15 protein-coding genes are annotated in these 19,774 nt (G+C 63.2%); 9 read left to right on the top strand and 6 right to left on the bottom strand.

Features of this window, described 5'->3' with window-relative positions:
* Positions 1-26 precede the first annotated feature (26 nt).
* The 8 genes from glgC (at position 27) to SDENCHOL_RS04730 (ending at position 12,704) form a co-directional block, all read left to right on the top strand.
* Positions 27-1,340, top strand: a complete 1,314-nt coding sequence (gene glgC / locus SDENCHOL_RS04765; RefSeq protein ID WP_154716192.1) for a glucose-1-phosphate adenylyltransferase — start codon at positions 27-29, stop codon at positions 1,338-1,340.
* Positions 1,341-1,444: 104 nt separating this feature from the next.
* On the top strand, positions 1,445-3,199 hold the full coding sequence (locus SDENCHOL_RS04760) for a glycoside hydrolase family 57 protein (RefSeq protein ID WP_154716191.1): 1,755 nt from the start codon (positions 1,445-1,447) through the stop codon (positions 3,197-3,199).
* A gap of 10 nt (positions 3,200-3,209) precedes the next feature.
* Positions 3,210-5,300 (top strand): alpha-amylase/4-alpha-glucanotransferase domain-containing protein, encoded by a 2,091-nt coding sequence (locus tag SDENCHOL_RS04755; RefSeq protein ID WP_154716190.1) that lies wholly within the window; start codon positions 3,210-3,212, stop codon positions 5,298-5,300.
* Positions 5,301-5,368: 68 nt separating this feature from the next.
* Entirely contained in the window at positions 5,369-6,421 is a 1,053-nt protein-coding gene (locus SDENCHOL_RS04750) for a class I fructose-bisphosphate aldolase (protein WP_154716189.1), read from the top strand.
* A gap of 88 nt (positions 6,422-6,509) precedes the next feature.
* Positions 6,510-9,083 carry an alpha-glucan family phosphorylase gene (gene glgP / locus SDENCHOL_RS04745; RefSeq protein WP_154716188.1) on the top strand — a complete coding sequence of 858 codons (2,574 nt, stop codon included), beginning with the start codon at positions 6,510-6,512 and terminating at the stop codon, positions 9,081-9,083.
* Positions 9,080-10,699, top strand: a complete 1,620-nt coding sequence (gene pgi, locus SDENCHOL_RS04740; protein ID WP_154716187.1) for a glucose-6-phosphate isomerase — start codon at positions 9,080-9,082, stop codon at positions 10,697-10,699. Before glgP ends, pgi begins: the two co-directional genes overlap by 4 nt.
* Before the next feature lie 3 nt (positions 10,700-10,702).
* On the top strand, positions 10,703-12,268 hold the full coding sequence (gene glgA / locus SDENCHOL_RS04735; protein ID WP_154716186.1) for a glycogen synthase GlgA: 1,566 nt from the start codon (positions 10,703-10,705) through the stop codon (positions 12,266-12,268).
* Between the two features lie 232 nt (positions 12,269-12,500).
* Positions 12,501-12,704 carry a cold-shock protein gene (locus tag SDENCHOL_RS04730; RefSeq protein WP_154716185.1) on the top strand — a complete coding sequence of 68 codons (204 nt, stop codon included), beginning with the start codon at positions 12,501-12,503 and terminating at the stop codon, positions 12,702-12,704.
* A gap of 220 nt (positions 12,705-12,924) precedes the next feature.
* Here the strand turns inward: SDENCHOL_RS04730 and icd are convergent, their stop codons facing one another.
* The 6 genes from icd to SDENCHOL_RS04700 all read right to left on the bottom strand — a co-directional run bounded on the left by icd (position 12,925) and on the right by SDENCHOL_RS04700 (position 19,322).
* Positions 12,925-14,154: an NADP-dependent isocitrate dehydrogenase gene (icd, locus tag SDENCHOL_RS04725; RefSeq protein ID WP_154716184.1), complete on the bottom strand. Its 1,230-nt coding sequence runs from the start codon at positions 14,152-14,154 to the stop codon at positions 12,925-12,927.
* A gap of 223 nt (positions 14,155-14,377) precedes the next feature.
* Positions 14,378-15,238 carry an SDR family oxidoreductase gene (locus SDENCHOL_RS04720; protein WP_154716183.1) on the bottom strand — a complete coding sequence of 287 codons (861 nt, stop codon included), beginning with the start codon at positions 15,236-15,238 and terminating at the stop codon, positions 14,378-14,380.
* Between the two features lie 105 nt (positions 15,239-15,343).
* Positions 15,344-16,477: a glycosyltransferase family 4 protein gene (locus SDENCHOL_RS04715; RefSeq protein WP_154716182.1), complete on the bottom strand. Its 1,134-nt coding sequence runs from the start codon at positions 16,475-16,477 to the stop codon at positions 15,344-15,346.
* Positions 16,474-17,346 carry a glycosyltransferase family 2 protein gene (locus tag SDENCHOL_RS04710; protein WP_197706846.1) on the bottom strand — a complete coding sequence of 291 codons (873 nt, stop codon included), beginning with the start codon at positions 17,344-17,346 and terminating at the stop codon, positions 16,474-16,476. The genes SDENCHOL_RS04715 and SDENCHOL_RS04710 overlap by 4 nt, the downstream gene beginning before the upstream one ends.
* A 32-nt stretch (positions 17,347-17,378) precedes the next feature.
* Positions 17,379-18,470, bottom strand: a complete 1,092-nt coding sequence (locus SDENCHOL_RS04705) for a CgeB family protein (RefSeq protein ID WP_231912908.1) — start codon at positions 18,468-18,470, stop codon at positions 17,379-17,381.
* Between the two features lie 144 nt (positions 18,471-18,614).
* Positions 18,615-19,322 carry an FkbM family methyltransferase gene (locus SDENCHOL_RS04700; protein WP_197706845.1) on the bottom strand — a complete coding sequence of 236 codons (708 nt, stop codon included), beginning with the start codon at positions 19,320-19,322 and terminating at the stop codon, positions 18,615-18,617.
* 201 nt (positions 19,323-19,523) lie between these two features.
* Here SDENCHOL_RS04700 and SDENCHOL_RS14605 point away from each other — a divergent pair, with 201 nt between their 5' ends.
* Entirely contained in the window at positions 19,524-19,646 is a 123-nt protein-coding gene (locus SDENCHOL_RS14605) for a hypothetical protein (protein ID WP_269458627.1), read from the top strand.
* Positions 19,647-19,774 lie beyond the last annotated feature (128 nt).

The following is a 19,774-nucleotide window of genomic DNA, read 5'->3' as shown; positions in this document are numbered from 1 at the left end:
CATTGTAGCCCCAGGAAGGAGAGACCATGCAGGGCAATCCCGAGGCAAATACGCAGACGCCGCACACGCGCTTCGTCAGCCATCTGACCCGCTCGACCTTCGCCATGATCCTGGCCGGCGGCCGGGGCAGCCGCCTGATGCAGCTCACCGACTGGCGCGCCAAACCGGCCGTGCCCTTCGGCGGCAAGTTCCGCATCATCGACTTCACCCTGTCGAACTGCGTGAACTCCGGCATCCGCCGCATCGGCGTGGCGACGCAGTACAAGGCGCAAAGCCTGATCCATCACCTGCAGCGCGGCTGGAGTTTTCTCGATGGGCGCTTCGACGAATTCATCGAACTCCTGCCGGCGCAGCAGCAGATTACCGAGAACTGGTACCAGGGCACGGCCGATGCGGTTTATCAGAACCTCGATCACCTGCGCCGCACCCGGCCGAAACACGTCCTGATCCTCTCCGGCGATCACATCTACAAGATGGACTATGGCCGCATGCTGGCCGAACACGCCAGCAACCAGGCCCAATTGAGCGTTGCCTGCATCGACATCCCCATCGAGGAAGCGCAGGCCTTCGGCATCATGCAGATCGACGAAACGCAGCGCGTTCTGGGTTTCAGCGAAAAGCCCCAGCTGCCGCAGGCCATGCCCGGCCGGCCGGATCGCGCCCTGGCCAGCATGGGCGTGTATGTCTTCGACACCGATTATCTGATTGCCGCGCTCGAGCGCGATGCCCACGATCCGCAGTCCGCGCACGACTTCGGCAAGGATCTGATTCCGCATGCGGTGAATGATCCGCAGATCGTCGTCCATGCCCACAACTTCGCCGACAGTTGCGTCGGCATGACCGCCGAGAGCGGCAACCTTCCCTACTGGCGCGACGTGGGCACCATCGATGCCTACTGGGAAGCCAACATGGAACTCACCAAGATCACCCCCGAACTCAATCTGTACGACGAAGACTGGCCGATCTGGACCTGGCAGGAGCAACTGCCGCCGGCGAAATTCATTTTCGATGACGCGCAGCGGCGGGGCGTGGCCATCGATTCGCTGATCTCCGGCGGCAACATCATCAGCGGCGCCACGGTGCGCCGCTCACTGCTGTTTTCGCGGGTGCGCGTGCATAGCTATGCAACGGTCGAGGACTCGGTGATCCTCCCCAAGGCCGATATCGGACGGAGCGCCAAGGTGCGCCGCGCAGTCATCGACAAGCATTGCCGGATAGCGCCCGGCATGAGCATCGGCTACGATGAAAAGGCCGACCGCCAGCGCTTCCACGTCACCGACAAGGGCATCGTGCTGGTCACGCCAGAGATGCTCGGCCAGAACATCCACCACATTCCCTGACGCGCATGCCCGCCCGCTCCACCTGCAGATCGGCAAGCCAGCCGCGGCCGCGGATTCCACCCGGCTTCACGTTCATCGTTTCACGCTAGCCACCGGCCCTACCCATGCTCGACCTGGTCTTTCTCTGGCACATGCATCAACCCGACTACCGCGACCATCAGGCCACGGCGGAAGGCAGCCGTTTCGTCCTGCCCTGGGTGTATCTGCATGCCATCAAGGATTACAGCGACATGGCCGCGCACCTGGAGCGCCACCCCGGCATCCATGCGGTGATCAACTTCGTGCCGGTGCTGCTCGAACAAATCGAGGATTACGTCGAACAGTTCGACAGCGGCAATTTCCGCGATCCGCTGCTGCGCCTGCTGGCCCGGCCCAGCCTCGAGCCGCTCGACCACACCAGCCGCGACTACCTGCTGCAGGCCTGTTTCCGCAGCAACCACCTGACCATGCTCGCGCCTTTCCCGCGCTACCAGCGGCTGCACGATGTTTATCGCGAACTGGCGCGGCATGGCGGCTCCGCCATGGCTTACCTGTCGGACAGCTATTTTGCCGATCTCGTCACCTGGTATCACCTGGCCTGGACGGGTGAAAGCGAACGGCGCAACCGGCCCCTGATTGCCGAACTGATGAGCAAGGGCGAAGGCTATACCTTTGCCGAACGCCAGTCCCTGCTGGCACTGATCGGCGAGATCCTGCGCGGCATCATCCCGCGCTACCGGGCACTGGCCGAGCGCGGCCAGATCGAGCTGTCCACCACCCCGCAGACGCATCCGCTCGCCCCGCTGCTGCTCGACTTCAACGTCGCTCACGACAGCCTGCCGGAGGTGGCGCTGCCGCTGATGCCGAACTATCCGGGCGGACGCAGCCGGGTCGACGCCCAGCTCGATGTCGCGCGCCGCAGCCATATCCAGCGCTTCGGCGCCGCGCCGGCCGGCATGTGGCCCGCCGAAGGCGCGATCTCGCCCGCCTATGTCGAACAACTCGCCGCGCATGGCTGCCGCTGGATCGCCAGTGGCGAAGGCGTGCTGCGCGCCTCGCTGCACGCCAGCGGTCTGGCGCAGCCGGGAGCGGAGCAGGAACCGGAATCAGCACGCGCGCCCTACCATCCCTGGCAGCTTGGCGGCGCGCCCGGCCTGACCCTGTTTTTCCGCGACGAGCGCCTCTCCGACATGATCGGCTTCGAATACGCGAAGTGGCATGGCCAGGATGCCGCGCGGCATTTCGTCGATACCCTGGAGCGGATCCTTGCCGCGACCCCGCCCGGCGAACGGGCCGTGGTCAGCATCATCATGGATGGCGAAAACGCCTGGGAACACTATCCCTACAACGCCTATTATTTCTTCGAGGATCTGTACGGCCTGCTCGAATCGCATGCGCGGATACGCACCACCACCTACAGCGCCCTGCTCGATCGCGCGGACGCGCCCGTCGCCACCCTGCCGCGCCTGCTGACCGGCAGTTGGGTATTCGGCACGCTATCGACCTGGATCGGCGATGCCGACAAGAACCACGCCTGGGATCTGCTTTGCGCCGCCAAGCAGAGCTACGACCTGGTGCTGGCCAGCGGCCGCCTGGATGCGCAACAGTGCGCCGCGGCGACCGCCCAGTTGGCGATCTGCGAAAGCTCGGACTGGTTCTGGTGGTTCGGCGACTACAACCCGGCCCCGACGGTTGCCGTCTTCGACCAACTGTTCCGCCGCAACCTCTCCAACCTCTACCAGTTGCTGCAACTGCCGCCGCCCGCGCAACTGGCGAAACCGATTTCCCGCGGCCTGCATGAAAGCGCCGACCCGGCCGGCGACGATACCCGCAGTGCGAGCGGCGCCATGCGCCGGGCGCAGGATGCCGCCACCTCCTGAAAGGGCTGCCATGATCGATCTGCTTTTCGGTGTCCATGCCCATCAGCCCGTCGGCAATTTCGCCTCGGTCATCGACGATGCCCACGTGCGCTGCTACGGCATGTTCCTGCGCGTGCTCGATCGCTATCCGGAATTCCGCTTCAACGTGCATTTCTCCGGCTGGCTGCTCGACCAGTTGCATGAGCGCCATCCCGCGGACATGGCCTTGCTCGCCGGCATGACGGCGCGCGGCCAGGTCGAATGGTTCGGCTCGGGCGACTGCGAGCCGGTGCTGGCGGCGATTCCGCAGCGCGACCGCATCAGCCAGCTCGACACGCTTTCCGGCAAGATCGCGCGCCACTACGGCCGGCGCCCGCAAGGCGCCTGGCTCACCGAACGCGTCTGGGAATCCTCCGTGATCACGGCATTGGCGGCCACCGGCATCCGCTATGCCGTCGTGGATGATTACAATTTTCTGTGCACCGGCCTGCCGGCGGCGGCACTCGACGGCTACTACAGCACCGAGGAAGGCGGCCAGCGGCTGGATCTCTATCCGATTTCCGAAACGCTGCGCTACCGCCTGCCTTTCTCCCCCGCCGGCGAGGCCGTCGCCCATCTCGAAACCCTGGCGCAACAGGGCCGGCAGGCGGCGATTTACTTCGACGACATCGAGAAGTTCGGCATCTGGCCGGAAACCTACGCATGGGTCTATGAACAACGTTGGCTGGAGCAATTCATCGAAGGCGTGCTGGCCTCGCCGCACATCCGCACCAGCACCTTTGCCGACCACCACGCGCAAGCGGCGACGCGCGGCATCGTGTATCTGCCGACCGCCTCCTATTTCGAAATGAATGAATGGACGCTGCCGCCGCATGCCGCGGCAAGCTTCAACGAACTGGTGGATGCCGAAAAACGGGCCGGCCGCTATGAGCGGCACAAGCCCTTCCTGCGCGGCGGCATCTGGCGCAACTTCATCAGCCGCTATCCGGAATCGAACTGGATGCACAAGCGCATGCTGGCCGTCTCGACGCGCCTGGCAGACGTGCCGGCCGACGCGCCGCAACGCGCAGTGCTGCAGGAGCACCTGCACCGTGCCCAGGCCAACGACGCCTACTGGCACGGCCTGTTCGGCGGCCTCTACCTGCCGCACCTGCGCCGCGCGGTCTGGAACAACCTGCTGGCGCTGGAGGCCGCGCTCGACCACCTGCGACCGCGCCCTGCCGGCGAGCAAACCGATCTCGATCTCGACGGCCATGCCGAACCGCGACTCACCAATGCCGAGCTGCAAGCCATCGCGCGCGCCGACGGCGATGCCTGCCTGATCGAGTTCGACAGTTATCCGCTACGCCACAACTTTGCCGACACGCTGCGCCGCCACGCCGAGGGCTATCACCGCAGGATCGAGGAATATTTCCGGCAGCACACCGACGGCGGCAATGGCAGCGATGGCGCAACCGACACCGCGCCACGCTCGGCGCACGATCGCATCGCCTTCAAGCATCCCCTCACCGCCGAGGATGCCCGGCCCGACATCCGCCCGCGCGGCATCTGCGTCGACAGCCTGATCGACGGCCATGGCGCGGCACATGCGCTGCAGAACTACCGCCTGGTTGCAGCCACGGCGGGGGAACTGCATTTCACTGCCGAGCACGCCGGTACGTGCAGTACACGCATCGACAAACACTACCGCCTGGCCGAGCATCTGCTGACGGTGGAATACGTCCTCACCCGCGCCGCCCAGGCGGTCGAGGACACGGCCTGCGCCCTGGAAATCCGGCTCGATCTGGCCATGCCCAGTTGCGACGGCTATTCCGGCCGCTACCGGCTGCAGGATGGCAGCACGCCTTGCGGCTTCGGTGAAACACTGCAGCTCGGCGAGATGGACGAACTCACGCTGGAAGACGACGAACTGGGCGGCGCACTGCGTCTGACCGCCGACTATCCTTTGCAACTGGATGCCAGGCCACATCACACGGTATCGCAATCCGAAGCGGGGTTTGAAAAGATCATGCAATCCGTCTGCCTGACCCTGCGCTGGCAGCCTCCACCCACCGGCCAGCAGAAACTCTGGCTGGCGCTGTCCGTCTCTGGCTCCGGCACCGTCCCGAACGACGCGCGCTGATCTCGTTGCCAGCATTCCACCACTACTACTACCACTCCGATCACTCCAACTCGAACCGGGAGACCATCATGACCGCCATCCAAACCCTCCTCGGCGATGAAGCCGAAAGCCTGCTTTCCCACGTCTGCCACGGCATCTCCAAGGAACGCCTGCATCTGCCCGGCCCCGACTTCATCGACCGCGTGCTGCAGGCCGGCGACCGCTCGCCGGCGGTACTGCGCAATCTCGCCGCGCTGTTCAACCACGGCCGCCTCGCCGGCACCGGCTACCTGTCGATCCTGCCGGTCGACCAGGGCGTCGAACATTCCGGCGGCGCCTCGTTCGCGCCCAACCCGGCCTATTTCGATCCGGAGAACATCGTCAGGCTGGCCATCGAAGGCGGCTGCAATGGCGTCGCCTCGACGCTGGGCGTGCTCGGCAGCGTCGCCCGCCGCTACGCGCATCGCATTCCCTTCATCGTCAAGCTGAACCACAACGAGTTCCTCTCCTACCCAAACACCTACGACCAGAGCATGTTCGCCGACGTGGAGCAAGCCTTCGCCATGGGCGCGGCCGCCGTCGGCGCGACGATCTACTTCGGCTCGGCCGAGTCGCGCCGGCAGATCTGGGAAGTCTCGCAAGCCTTCAAGCGCGCCCATGAGCTGGGCATGGCGACGGTGCTCTGGTGCTATCTGCGCAACGGCGCCTTCAAGGTCGACGGCGTCGACTACCACACCGCCGCCGACCTGACCGGCCAGGCCAACCATCTGGGCGTGACCATCGAGGCGGACATCATCAAGCAGAAGATGGCCGAGAACAACGGCGGCTTCAACGCCGTCAAGTTCAGCAAGACCAGTCCCAAGGTGTATTCCGAACTGACCACGCCGCACCCGATCGATCTGGTGCGCTACCAGGTGGCCAACTGCTACATGGGACGCGCCGGCATGATCAACTCGGGCGGCGAGTCGAAGGGCGCGGGCGACCTGACGCAGGCGGTGCGCACCGCCGTGATCAACAAGCGCGCCGGCGGCATGGGCCTGATCTCCGGACGCAAGGCGTTCCAGAAACCGATGGCCGAAGGTGTCGCATTGCTCAACGCAATCCAGGACGTTTACCTTTCAGAGGCCGTGAGCATCGCCTAAACTGGGCCGCTGCTGGTTTCTACCGCACCGTCCCGTATTTTCCGATCCGATTTTCACCTCGCCCTGCTTCCACACTGCCGAGACCACCATGCCAGGCAATTCCTTTCAGCTCGAAGTCAATCCCAAGATTCCGCCAGCGCTTGCGCGCCTCGAAGAACTTGCCGGCGATCTCTGGTACAGCTGGGACATCGCCACCCGCGCGCTGTTCGCCCGCATGCATCCGGCGCTCTGGCATGCGGTCAACCACAGTCCAAAAACCTTTCTGAAACGGGTATCGCAACGGCGTCTCGACGAAGCGGCCGCCGATCCGATTTTCATCGGCACCATGAACCAGGTGCTGGCGGCATACGACAACTACCACCGCGCGCCGGCGCTCTTCGGCCTCGATGGCAGGAAACGGCTGCAGCAGGATGATCTGGTTGCCTACTTCTGCGCCGAATTCGGCTTTCACGAAAGCCTGCCGATCTATTCCGGCGGTCTGGGCATCCTTGCCGGCGATCACTGCAAGGGCGCATCGGATCTGCGCCTGCCTTTCGTCGCCGTCGGCCTGCTCTACCGCCAGGGCTACTTCCAGCAGACCATCGACCGCGACGGCCGCCAGCATCCGCGCTATCACGACACCGATTTCGCCGACCTGCCGATCAAGCCGGTCTTGCGCGAAGACGGCAGCGAATTGCGCATCAGCGTCGAACTGCCGGAGCGCCGCGTATGGGCCAAGGTCTGGCTGGCCACCGCCGGCAACACGCCGCTGTATCTGCTCGACACGGCCCTGGCGGAAAACACGGCGGCGGATCGCGACATCACCCACCGCCTCTACGGCGGCGACCGCACCACCCGCCTCGAACAGGAAATCCTGCTCGGCGTGGGCGGCGTGCGCGTGCTGCACGAGCTGAAGATCAAACCGACGGTCTGGCACATCAACGAAGGCCATGCCGCCTTTCTGATTCTCGAACGCATCCGCCAGTTGACCGGACAACGCCAACCGGCGCTGGCAGCGTTGGATTTCGGCTGCGCCCTGGAAGCCGTTGCCGCCAATACCGTATTCACCACGCACACGCCCGTGCCGGCCGGCCACGACCACTTTTCCATGGAGACGATGCGCCAGTACTTCAGCCCCTACTGCGAGGAAACCGGCATCGGCAGCGAGCGCCTGCTGGCGCTGGGCCAGACGGACGGCAGCCAGGACTTCAACATGACGGCGCTGGCGATACGCGGCTCGCGCTATCACAATGGCGTCTCGCGCATCCATGGCCGCGTCTCGGCGCACATCCTGGCCGGCATGTGGCCGCAGATCGAGCCGCTGGACAATCCGGTCGATTACATCACCAACGGCGTGCATGCCGCTTCCTTCCTCGCCGCCGACTGGCACGGCACCTTCGATCGCCACCTCGGCCTGGGCTGGATGCAGCGGCTCACCGACCAGCACTGCTGGCAGGGCGTGCACCGGATTCCCGATCAGATCTTCTGGAGCATCCGCCAGTCCCTGAAGGCGCGCCTGCTGCATCTGGTGCGCCACCGTGTCCGCGCCCAGCACCTGCGCAACCAGGCTTCCGAAGCGCACCTGGACCGCATGCTGAAGCTCGCCGATCCGCACAACCCCACCGTGCTGACCATCGGCTTCGCCCGCCGCTTCGCCACCTACAAGCGCGCCACGCTGCTGTTCAACAATCCCGGCCTGCTGCGCGAAATCATCACCAACAGCGAACGGCCGGTACTCTTCATCTTCGCCGGCAAGGCCCATCCGGCCGACGAACCGGGCCAGGAACTGATCCGCCAGATTGCCGAGCTCTCGCGCCTGCCGGAGTTCGAGGGCCATATCCTGCTGCTCGAAGGCTACGACCTGCACCTGTCGCGCCGCCTGGTTGCCGGCGTCGACGTCTGGCTCAACAATCCGGTGTATCCGCTCGAAGCCTCCGGTACCTCGGGCATGAAGGCGGCGATGAACGGCGCGATCAATCTCTCCGTCGCCGACGGCTGGTGGGGCGAGGGCTACGATGGAAACAACGGCTGGGAAATCAAGCCCGGCGCGGAAAGCCTCACCGCGGAGCAGCGCGACGCCGAAGAAGCCCGCACGCTCCACGAACTGCTGCAGGACAAGATCATTCCCATGTACTACCGTAATACCTCGCTGGGCTATTCGCCCGAATGGGTGGCCATGGCCAAGCAATCGATCGCCAGCATCATGCCGCGCTTCAACGTGCATCGCATGCTGGAGGAATACGTCGACAAATTCTATGCGCCGGCGGCCGGCCAGTGGCGCAAGTATGCCCGCGACGATTTCCGCGGCGCGCGCCAGGTTGCCGAATGGAAGACGCACGTGCGCCAATGCTGGCCGGGCGTGGCCCTGCGGCGCATCGACGCACCGCAGCAGCACGTGCTGTTTGGCGACACCCTGCGCGTCGAAGTGGCGGTGCAGCTCAACGGCCTGGCGCCGGACGATGTCAGCGTCGAACTGGTTTTCGCCCGTCCCGGCGAGCGCAACCCAGCCAAGAGCAAGCATTACACGCTGCGTCACGCAGGCCCGCTCGACAACGGCGAACACTTGTACACGCGCGAACTGACGCCGGACCTGTGCGGCAAGATCGAATACCGCTTCCGCGTTTTCCCCTTCCACGAACTGCTGACCCATCCTTTCGAAATGGGCATGATGGTCTGGCTATGAGCAGCATCGTCACCACGCCGGAATGGCTGCAACTGGCCGACCTTGCCCGCAGGGAATTCGATGAGGGACCGACCTTGCGCGAGCGCTTTGCCGCCGAGCCTGCCCGATTCGCGGACTTTTCGCTGGAATGCGACGGGCTCCTGCTCGACTACTCGAAGCAGCATGTCAGCCGCGAAGTCATGGCCGCCCTCTGCGCCCTCTGGCGCAGTGTCGACATCCCCGGCTGGATAGCGCGCATGCGCGTCGGCGAGGCGATCAACGGCAGCGAAGGACGCGCCGTGCTCCACCTCGCCCTGCGCGAACCGCAGCCGCGCGCCGAAGTCGCCCGGGTGCTGGAACACATGCGCGACTTCTGCGCAGAAATTCATGGCGCGCACTGGCGCGGCGCCACTGGCGAACCGATCCGCGACATCGTCAATATCGGCATCGGCGGCTCCGACCTCGGCCCGAAGATGGCCACCCAGGCGCTGGCTGCCCATCGTCAGGCGCATCTGCGGCTGCATTTCGTTTCCAATCTGGATGCCGCCCATCTCGCCACCACGATGGCGCAACTGAATCCAGGCACCACGCTGTTCATCATCGCCAGCAAGACCTTCACCACCCAGGAGACGATGAGCAACGCACGCTCGGCCCGGCAGTGGCTGGTGGCCGCGCTCGGCGAAGCCGCCGTGGCACGCCATTTCGTCGCCGTCTCGACCAATCTGGCGGCCGTCGCGGAATTCGGCATCGACCCGCGCAACAGCTTTGAATTCTGGGATTGGGTGGGTGGCCGTTTCTCGCTCTGGTCGGCCATCGGCCTGCCGCTGGCCCTGTCCATCGGCCACGAAAACTTCATGCGCCTGCTGGCCGGCGCGCATGCCATGGATCGCCACTTCTGCACCGCGCCGGCCGAGCGCAACCTGCCGGCCATCATGGCCTTGCTGGGCATCTGGAACACCAATTTTCTCGGCGCCGACAGCCTCGCCATCCTGCCCTACAGCCAATCGCTCGAACACCTGCCGCGCTACCTGCAGCAACTGGAAATGGAAAGCAACGGCAAGCAGGTGCGCCGCGACGGCACGCCGGTAAGCTGCGACACCGCGCCCGTCCTTTGGGGCGAAGCCGGCACCAATGGCCAGCACGCTTTCTACCAGTTACTCCACCAGGGCGGCCGCCTGATCCCCTGCGATTTCATCGCCTGCCGCCAGGCCGACTTCGTGCTGCCGGGCCATCATGCCGCCCTGCTCGCCAACTGTTTCGCGCAAAGCGAAGCCTTGATGCGCGGCCGAACCCGCGACGAGGCACTGGCCGAAATGCGCGCCGCCGGACTGTCCGCCGAGCGCAGCGAACAACTCGCGCCCTTCAAGACCTTCCCCGGCGATCAGCCCTCGACCACGCTGCTGCTGCCGCGCCTCGAACCGTACACCCTCGGCCAATTGCTCGCGCTCTACGAGCACAAGGTGTTCGTGCAAGGCATCATCTGGGGCATCAACTCCTTCGACCAGTGGGGCGTCGAATACGGCAAGCAACTGGCCGCCCGCCTGCTGCCGCTGACGGCAGGACGGCAGGCCATCGACACGGCGAGCGACCTCGACAGCTCCACCGCCGGCCTGATCGCCTGGGTGCTGGAGCCTTAGGCAATGGCGCGCGCCAAGGCGACCAAAGCCTCCAGCGACGATGCCCTGCGGGTACTGTTCGCCACCTCCGAACTCGCCCCCTGGGTCAAGACCGGCGGCCTGGGCGACGTCGCCGCGGCCCTGCCGCCGGCGCTGCGCGCGGCCGGCCTCGACGTGCGTCTGCTGGTTCCCGCCTACCCGAGCTTGCGCCGGGCGTTCACCGGCGCCTCCGTCATTGCCGAACTGCCCTCCCTCGGCGGCGAACTGCCGGCCGCCCGCCTGTTTGCAGCAGATACGCCCACAGGCGTGCCGCTGCTGCTGCTCGACTGCCCGTCTCTTTACGACCGCCCCGGCAATCCCTACCTGAACGGCGATGGCCACGACTGGCCGGACAATGCCCTGCGCTTCGGCCTGCTCTCGCGCGTTGCCGCCCTGCTCGGCAGCGCCGACTGTCCCCTCGCCTGGCAGCCGCAAGTGATCCATTGCAACGACTGGCAAACCGCTCTGGCGGCCAGCCATCTGCACTATGACGACCGGCCCCGTGCCGCCACGCTGCTGACCATCCATAACCTGGCCTTTCAGGGGATCTTCGGCGCCCATCTGCTCGGCGCGCTGGGCCTGCCCTCGCGCGCCTGGGCCATGGAAGGCGTCGAATATCATGGCTACCTGTCCTTCCTCAAGGGCGGCCTGCAGCATGCCGACTGGATCAACACCGTCAGCCCCTGCTACGCGCGGGAAATCCAGACCCAGACGCCCGAAGCAGGCATGGGACTCGACGGCCTGCTGCGCTGGCGCAGCGCCCGACTCTCGGGCATCCTCAACGGCATCGACACCGCCTGCTGGAACCCGGCCGGCGATCCCCACCTGGCTACGCCCTACGCCATGGACGCGCTGGACGGCAAGGCCGACAACAAACGCGCCTTGCAGCAGCGGCAGGGTCTTGCCGAGCGCAGCGACCTGCCCCTGCTCGGCGTCGTCAGCCGCCTGACCGAACAGAAAGGCCTCGACCTGCTGCCGCCACTGGCCGCAGCCATCGCCGCATTGCCGGCGCAACTGGTGGTTCTCGGCAGCGGCGAACACAGGCTGGAAGCCGCTTTTCGCGCCATGGCGGAACGGCATCCCGGCCAGTTTGCCGTAAGCATCGACTATGACGAAGCGCTCGCCCACCAGATCGAAGCCGGCGCCGACATTTTCCTGATGCCCTCGCGCTTCGAGCCTTGCGGCCTCAACCAGATGTACAGCCTGCGCTACGGCACGCCACCCGTGGTGCGGCGCACCGGCGGACTGGCGGATACGGTCATCGACTGCAATCCGGCAACGCTGGCCGACGGCAGCGCCAACGGCTTCGTCTTCGAGCACGCCACGGCGGAAGCGCTGTTCGCCGCGCTGCAGCATGCCGTCGCCACCTGGCAGCGGCCGGCCGACTGGCAGCGTCTGCAACGCAACGGCATGGCGCGCGACTGGAGCTGGAACGATCCGGCGCAACGCTATACGGAAATCTATTTCCGGCTATGCGGCGTGGCTCAGCCGCTCCCGGCGCAAAAACCAGGCAGATCGCCCGCCCGCAGGCGAGAAAAAACCGCCAAATGAATCGTCAAATTGCCTGATAGAAATTTGTTGACAAGCAGATTTAAAGTGCGTAAAAAGCCCAACGTGTTTGTTTTTGCAAGATCACCGCAGTGTTGAAAGAAGCCCTTCAGGACTTCTCGGACGGATCACCGTCTGACAATTTCTGCAGCTGTTGCGAGCTTGGAGCACAAACATACCCTGGTCTGTTTTCATGACGGACTGGTTTTGTGTTTTTTTTAAGGAATAGTTTTTCATGGCACAAGGTACTGTCAAGTGGTTCAACGACGCCAAAGGTTTTGGCTTCATCACTCCGGATGACGGCAGCGAAGATCTCTTTGCTCACTTCTCCGCCATCAACATGAATGGCTTCAAATCGCTGAAGGAAGGTGAAAAGGTGTCGTTCGAAGTCGTGCAGGGCCCGAAAGGCAAGCAGGCTTCCAATATCCAGAAGGCTTAAGCCCAAGTCACACCAGATTCGGCCCGTCGGTACCTCAGGTACCGACGGGCTTTTTGTTTGTGTTTTTTCTTGTATCTTTTTGTCCGCACCCTGCGGCATCTGGCGCACGAATGACAAGGGCTCCCGCGGGAGCCCTTGTCATCAATCAAGTCAGTCAAGTCACGATGCGTGAGCGATGCCCTGCTACTGACGCCTCACGCCTCTCATGCTTTACCCCGCCTCACATGCGCGCAACCATCGCCTCGCCGAAAGCGGAGCAGGAGACTTCCTTGGCGCCTTCCATCAGACGGGCGAAATCGTAGGTCACGATCTTGTCCTTGATCGCCGCTTCCATCGACGAAATGATCAGATCGGCCGCCTCGGTCCAGCCCATGTGGCGCAGCATCATCTCGGCGGAGAGAATCAGCGAGCCCGGGTTGACCTTGTCTTGGCCGGCGTACTTCGGCGCCGTGCCGTGGGTGGCCTCGAACATGCCGACGTTGTCCGACAGGTTCGCGCCCGGCGCAATGCCGATGCCGCCGACCTGCGCGGCCAGCGCGTCGGAGATGTAGTCGCCGTTGAGGTTGAGCGTGGCGATCACGTCGTACTCGGCCGGGCGCAGCAGGATCTGCTGCAGGAAGGCGTCGGCGATGGCGTCCTTGACGACGATGCCGTTGGGCAGCTTGAGCCACGGGCCGCCGTCGATCTCGACGCCGCCGAACTCTTTCTTGGCCAGCGCATAGGCCCAGTCACGGAAGCCACCTTCGGTGTACTTCATGATGTTGCCCTTGTGCACGATCGTCACCGACTTGCGCTTGTTGGCGATGGCGTACTCGATCGCCTGACGCACCAGCCGCTCGGTGCCTTCGCGCGAAACCGGCTTGATGCCGATGCCCGAAGTGTTCGGGAAGCGGATCTTCTTGACGCCCATGTCGTCGAGCAGGAATTTGATCACCTTGCGCGCACCGTCGGTCTCGGCCTGCCATTCGACGCCGCAATAGATGTCTTCGGTGTTCTCGCGGAAGATCACCATGTCGGTCTTCGACGGATCCTTGAGCGGCGAGGGCACGCCCTGGAAGTAGCGCACCGGGCGCAGACAGACGTAAAGATCGAGCTCCTGGCGCAGGGCGACGTTGAGCGAACGGATGCCGCCGCCCACCGGCGTGGTCAGCGGGCCCTTGATGGAGATGACGTATTCCTTGAGCGCGGCCAGGGTTTCCTCGGGCAGCCAGACATCCGGGCCGTAGAGGCGCGTGGACTTCTCGCCGCAGTAGATTTCCATCCAGTGGATCTGACGCTTGCCGCCGTAGGCCTTGGCCACGGCGGAATCGACGACCTTCTTCATCACCGGCGTGATGTCGATGCCGATGCCGTCGCCTTCGATGAACGGGATGATGGGGTTGTCGGGAATCGGTTGCCCGGCCACAATTTTCTTACCGCCCTGGGGGACCTTGATCAGCGAAGTGCTCATGCCTGCTCCATCTCGTGAGTGGTTGGTGAAATTCCTCGTTGCCTGCGGCGCCGGCCTTGCGCTGGGTTCTGGCTGATGACGGTACCGATGACGGTGCCCAATGACGGTGCTTATGGCATCCCGTCGCCTGCGCTGCGGCAAACCTGCGCATTATGCGCCAAAACCAGCATTCCTGCCATGGCTTTTCCCTTGTCGGGCGGCAAAACCACGGGCAAAGCCCCGATCAAGGCTGAAATTTGCGTGGCTGATACCCGAAATCGCGGGTCGCGTCATCGTGCGCATACACCAGATCCTCATTCATGCGCTGCGCCATGGCGACGTTGAAATCGCGATAGCGCGGAATGAACGCCAGCAGACGCAGCGCCGCACCGAACAAGGCAACGGGAATGCGGACGAAGCGCGGCTTGAGATGCAGACTGGCGAAGATCCGCTCGACCATTGCGCGATAGCTGAGACACTCGCCGCCACTGAGCTCGTAGGATTTGTCGAAAGCGGCCGGATTGTCGAACACCGCCACGCATGCCGCCGCCAGATCGTCGGCATGCACCGGCTGGCGCAAGCCGCTGCCCGCGCCGAGCAGCGGAAAAAACCCCGTCACGTGGATGATGCGGCGGATCAGGGCGACATTGCGATCCATGCCGCAACCATAGATCAGCGTCGGCCGGAAGATCGTCCAATGCATGGCATGCCGGCCACACGCCGCGGCGACGGCATCCTCGGCCGCCTGCAGGCGTGCCGCGAACGCACGCTCGGCAGCGACCGGCGATTGCGCCTTGCTGAACTTGCTCGACGAACTGAACGCAATCAGCCGCCGGACGCCCGATGCCGCAAAAGCCGCCAGCGCATCGGACAGGATCGCCAGCGGCGCCAGATGAATCAGCCCGTCCGCCGCCGGCAAGCCCTGCAAGCTTTGCGGATCGCTGATATCCGCCCTGAGCCAGCTCACCTCGCCCGCACAACCTTCCTGCCAGGCAGGCTCACCCTTGCGGCTCAAGGCAATGACGCGAAATCCGGCCTGCGCCAGACGCGGCAGCAACATGCGGCCAATCTGGCTGGAAGCGCCGGAAACGATGACGGTACGCAAGGTCAGAACCGCTCCAGAAGCGAGATGCTGGACGATCCGCAGCTGTGATTGGCTGTGGCGGCAGACATCATGTGATCGAACAAGAAAAACCGGAAAGGCAGCATTCTATTGCCGTGCCGACATCTCGCGATAAACCGCCAACGTCTGCTCAACGACAATCGCATCGGAAAACGCCGCCTCGACCATGGCCCGGCCGGCCCGGCCAAACCGTGCGCGCAGCGCGGCATCATCGAGCAAACGCCGGATCGCCGCCGCCAGGGCGACGGCATCGCGCGCCGGCACCCGCAGGCCATTCTGCTCATGGAACACGATCTCGCGACAGCCCGGCACATCGGTCGCCACCAGCGCCCGCCCACAGGCCGCAGCCTCCAGCAGCACCTTGGGCAAACCCTCGCGGTACGACGGCAGGCAGACGATGTCGGCCTGAGCGAACACCTGCGGCATGTCCTCGCGCCGGCCCCACCACTCGATGCCCTCATGGCCATGCCAGGCGCGCAGGCTGGTCTCGTCGAGCGAAGCCGGATTTTCCGGATCGGGATCACCCACCAGCACGAAGCGCGCCGCCACGCCGGAGGCATGCAACTGCCGTGCCGCAGCAACAAATTCGAGCACCCCCTTGTCGCGCAGCATGCGCGCCACCAGTATCACGACAGGCAAATCTTTCTGCTCTACCGCGCCGGCCGATGGCTGGAAGCGGCTGACATCCACCCCGGCGCCACGAATCAATACAGCGGCCTCGCGCCTGACCGCGCCCTCGGCCACGAAGCTCTCCAGATCGTCGCGATTCTCGAAGATCACACGGCTGCCGGGGGGATTCAGCAGCAACCGATAGCCCAGGCGCAGCAACGGCCGCAACAGCCGCGCGCCCCGATCCTGCGAACTGAATACGTAACCCATACCCACCGGCGCATTGACGACGCCGCGCACTCCCGCCAGGCGCGCCGCCAGCGAGCCATACAGTATCGGCTTGACGGCAATGTGATGAACGATATCCGGCCGCTCCCGCCGGTAGAGACGCCAGATCATCCACAATTGCTGCAACTCGCGCAGCGGATTCAGGCTGCGCCGGTCGAACGGCAGCGGAATCAGACGCAACCCCGCCGCGCGGATGCGTGCACCATGCTGCCGTTCGCGCGCCACGACACTCACCTCATATCCGGCCTCACGCGCGGCCACCGCGCGCGTCAGGAAATGGGAGCAGAAGAACCAGTCTTCAGTGATGAGAAAAAACAGTCTCATTTCTCTGGCGCATCCCAGGTCGCCAGACATTGGCGGAAGACATGAAACACCTCCTCGGGAACCGGCTCCCCCATGCGCCGGAAGAACAACGCTTCGCCCCCCGGCAATGCCGCCAGACCATCCACCATGACTTTGACGGATGAAAGCGCCAGCGCACGAAAGACATTGCCCCAGGCTTTCTGGCCAACAAACCAATCCAGTTGCGCCACCAACAACGATCGCCGCGCCACGAGCGTTCGTTTCAACTGAAAAGGGCCTTGCCTATAGGCCAGCAAGACTTCCTCGAGACAGGCGTAACGACTGTCGAGATGCCCACGCAACAGCAATTCCTGATCTTCGGCACGACGTACTTCAGGCAGCCGGTAAGGATGTGCCTCGAACCATTCGCGCCGCCCCATCCAGCTCGGGTGAGGCAAGGAGATATTGCGCCATGGCCGGGCGCACAAGGCCTCGTGATCTTTCGCAAAAGGCAATAACCCCATGGCTTTCCCGGAATCACGAAAAACCACGGCGCGGCACCCCAGCAAGTCCACCTCCGGATGCGACTCCAGAAACGCGACCTGTTTTTCAAACCGCATCGGGAAACAAACGTCATCCGCATCCATGCGGGCAATATATTTTCCCCGCGCCAACTGAACGCCTTCGTTAAGCCGCCTGGGCAACCCCTTTCCAATGCCGTCACTCAAAACACGAATGCGGCCATCCGGGAACGAACGTGCGATTTCAACGGAATCGTCTTCCGAACCGTCATCCAGAAAAAGCAATTCGAAATCGCCGCAGGTTTGAGCCAGTACGGAACGCAAGGCCGGCCTCAACGTGGCCGAACCATTGCGGCAAGGCAATAGAACTGAAATGGCTGGCGTCTTCACAATGAGAGCCCAAACAAACGCTCACTCATCCATCAGCTCTCGCGATAAAACAAGCGGCCCGGCCAGCCGGACGAGGTATAGGTACGACGCCCCGCCAACCGCCAACTCAGCTCGAACAACAAGCGTCGCGCCGCGCGTGGCCCGCGTCGCTCGCCCCAGATCATGCGGAAAGGCCAGGCCAAAAAATCACGTAGCATCGGAGCCGGGCGATGCAAGGCAACGGCACGCTCAAACTCGGGCCAGGCGATGGGTCTGTGCGTCCTGTTCGCACCGCCCTCTCCTTGAGACCGCTGCAGCAAAATGGATAGCAAATCATTGAAGCGCGTTTCGTAGAGATGCTCTGCCAGTGTCCTGCGATAACCCGCCCAGGCCAGCGCATCACGACGCTGAGGATCGTTCAGCAGGGCCTGAATCTGCCAGACCAGATCATCCTCACCCTCGAAAGTCAGGACTTCCTCACCACGGCGATAGTATTCATCGAGATGATCCGCCCGTTCGGTCAGCAGACAACCGCCTGCCGCCGGCACTTCAAAAACGCGCGCCTTGATCTGCCGGCTGCGATACGGCCGAAGACCGCGCCAGTGCACGCCAGAATCCCCGAAATTGAGGCTGATGACTGACTCACGATAAATCTGCGGGATACGCTCGGCATCCACCGGGCCGTTGGCCCAGCCATGGCCGAAACATTCCACGGCAATGCCTCGACGCGCCAGCCGTTCGACCCATTGCAGGCGATTGCCGTAAGCCGAGCCGACGAAACTCACGTCATAACGGCACTTGCTGGCAGGCAAAGGCTCCAGGGTACGGCTCCCGCTGGCTGCCCATTGCGTGAGCCAGAATGAATTCAGTCCCTCCCGGCGCGCCGAGGCAAAAGCCTCGTGAGAGGTGCTCGCACACAGATCAACCGCCGGGGCGATGTAACGCGAAAACTGCGCATACTTCCATGAATCATCGGTTCCCCAATTCACAACAAAAACGCCGCTTTCACGAACAAGTGAAAGTGTTTCCAGCCAGACCTCATAGTGCATCGGCACACAAAACAGCACGTCGGGGCGAAAGGATTCCACCTTCTCCAGCAACTTGCGATTCAATTCGGGGAAATCGCTCCAGGCGTCACGATCCAAGGATTCGAAATGCTCAACCTCATGCCCCAAGGCACGCAGGGCAGGCAGGAAGTTGCAGTATTCATAGCCTTCACCGCGTTGGGGATCACCATAGTTATGGTGGCCAAAGACGCACAGGATTCTCATACCGGATGATCAGGCGTCCTACCAGATCCGGCGGTCGACGAACAGCGTATTGATCCAGGTATCCGCGTAGGAAAAATAATCATTGCCATGAAGCAACTCGGCAATCTCCGGGATTTTCTTCCCTGCCCGCTGGCTGGAGTAAGTAATGGTCTCAACGCAAAAAACCTTGGGACGCCAACGCGTGAAATCGAAGCCTTGCAAAACCTGCAAATCGAGTCCCTCGACATCGATGGACACGAAATCCGGTGCAGCCTCGCAAAAATACTCCTCCAGAATTGAATTCACCGGGAGCACCTGTATCTCCTGCTCCCGTTCGATTCTGAACCCTTCCTTCACCAGCTTTTCTGCTTCATCCGGCGAGAAGGTATTCAACGCTCTTGGGTTCATGACAAAAAACCTGAGCATGTCGGAACGTTCGCCAATCCCAATATTCAGGTTTGTATCTCGCGGCCTCGCCTTGTGGAAATGCTCATACAACTCAGGATCGGGTTCGATATTCACCCCATGCGACCCGGTCGAATAAAACAGATAGGTGTTACTCAAGCGGTAAGGATGGTGAGCACCGATATCGAGATAACTCGGTGCAGGAATTTTCAGGGCGTCAAATATGTTGCGCACAATCAGATCTTCGCCACATTGCGAATACGCACGACGCCCTTCGGTTTCCGCTTGTCCAAAGAGCTTGTCGGCAAGTCGATAAAAAATCCAATCCAGACGCATCACCATCCGCTCCGTTCAGTTCGCTTCATGAGGGCACAGAACACAACGCACCCAAGCGCATAATCGAGACAGCCTTCCTGAACCACCAGTTCCGCTGCGCAATCCAAGCCAATATCCACATGAAATCCACCCTCAGGATCGGCATTGGCGCAATATAGTGCCATAACCTGCCGACTGGCAGGGATTCGATGAAGACGAGGAGGCCAGATGGCAGCGAAGATCAAGACCGACGAGGACACAACGAAGCCGAAATGCCACTACCAAGTGAAGAACTGGGCGGAGTACGACCGTACTCTGGCCAATCGAGGCAACCTGACAACTCCGGTTTGACGAAGCGAGCATTGTCGAGAACTGGACGCCTTCACCTCCGACCGGTCGAAGCAAGCCGGACCACACCCACATGTCGCGGCGGGCGGCAACGCTGGAAGTGCAGATACCGCGACGGGCAGAGTGTGCGC

Source organism: Sterolibacterium denitrificans (assembly GCF_900174485.1).
Classification (GTDB): domain Bacteria; phylum Pseudomonadota; class Gammaproteobacteria; order Burkholderiales; family Rhodocyclaceae; genus Sterolibacterium; species Sterolibacterium denitrificans.
The sequence above is the reverse complement of the archived record's forward strand: the minus strand, read 5'-3'. Positions and strand labels throughout refer to the sequence as shown.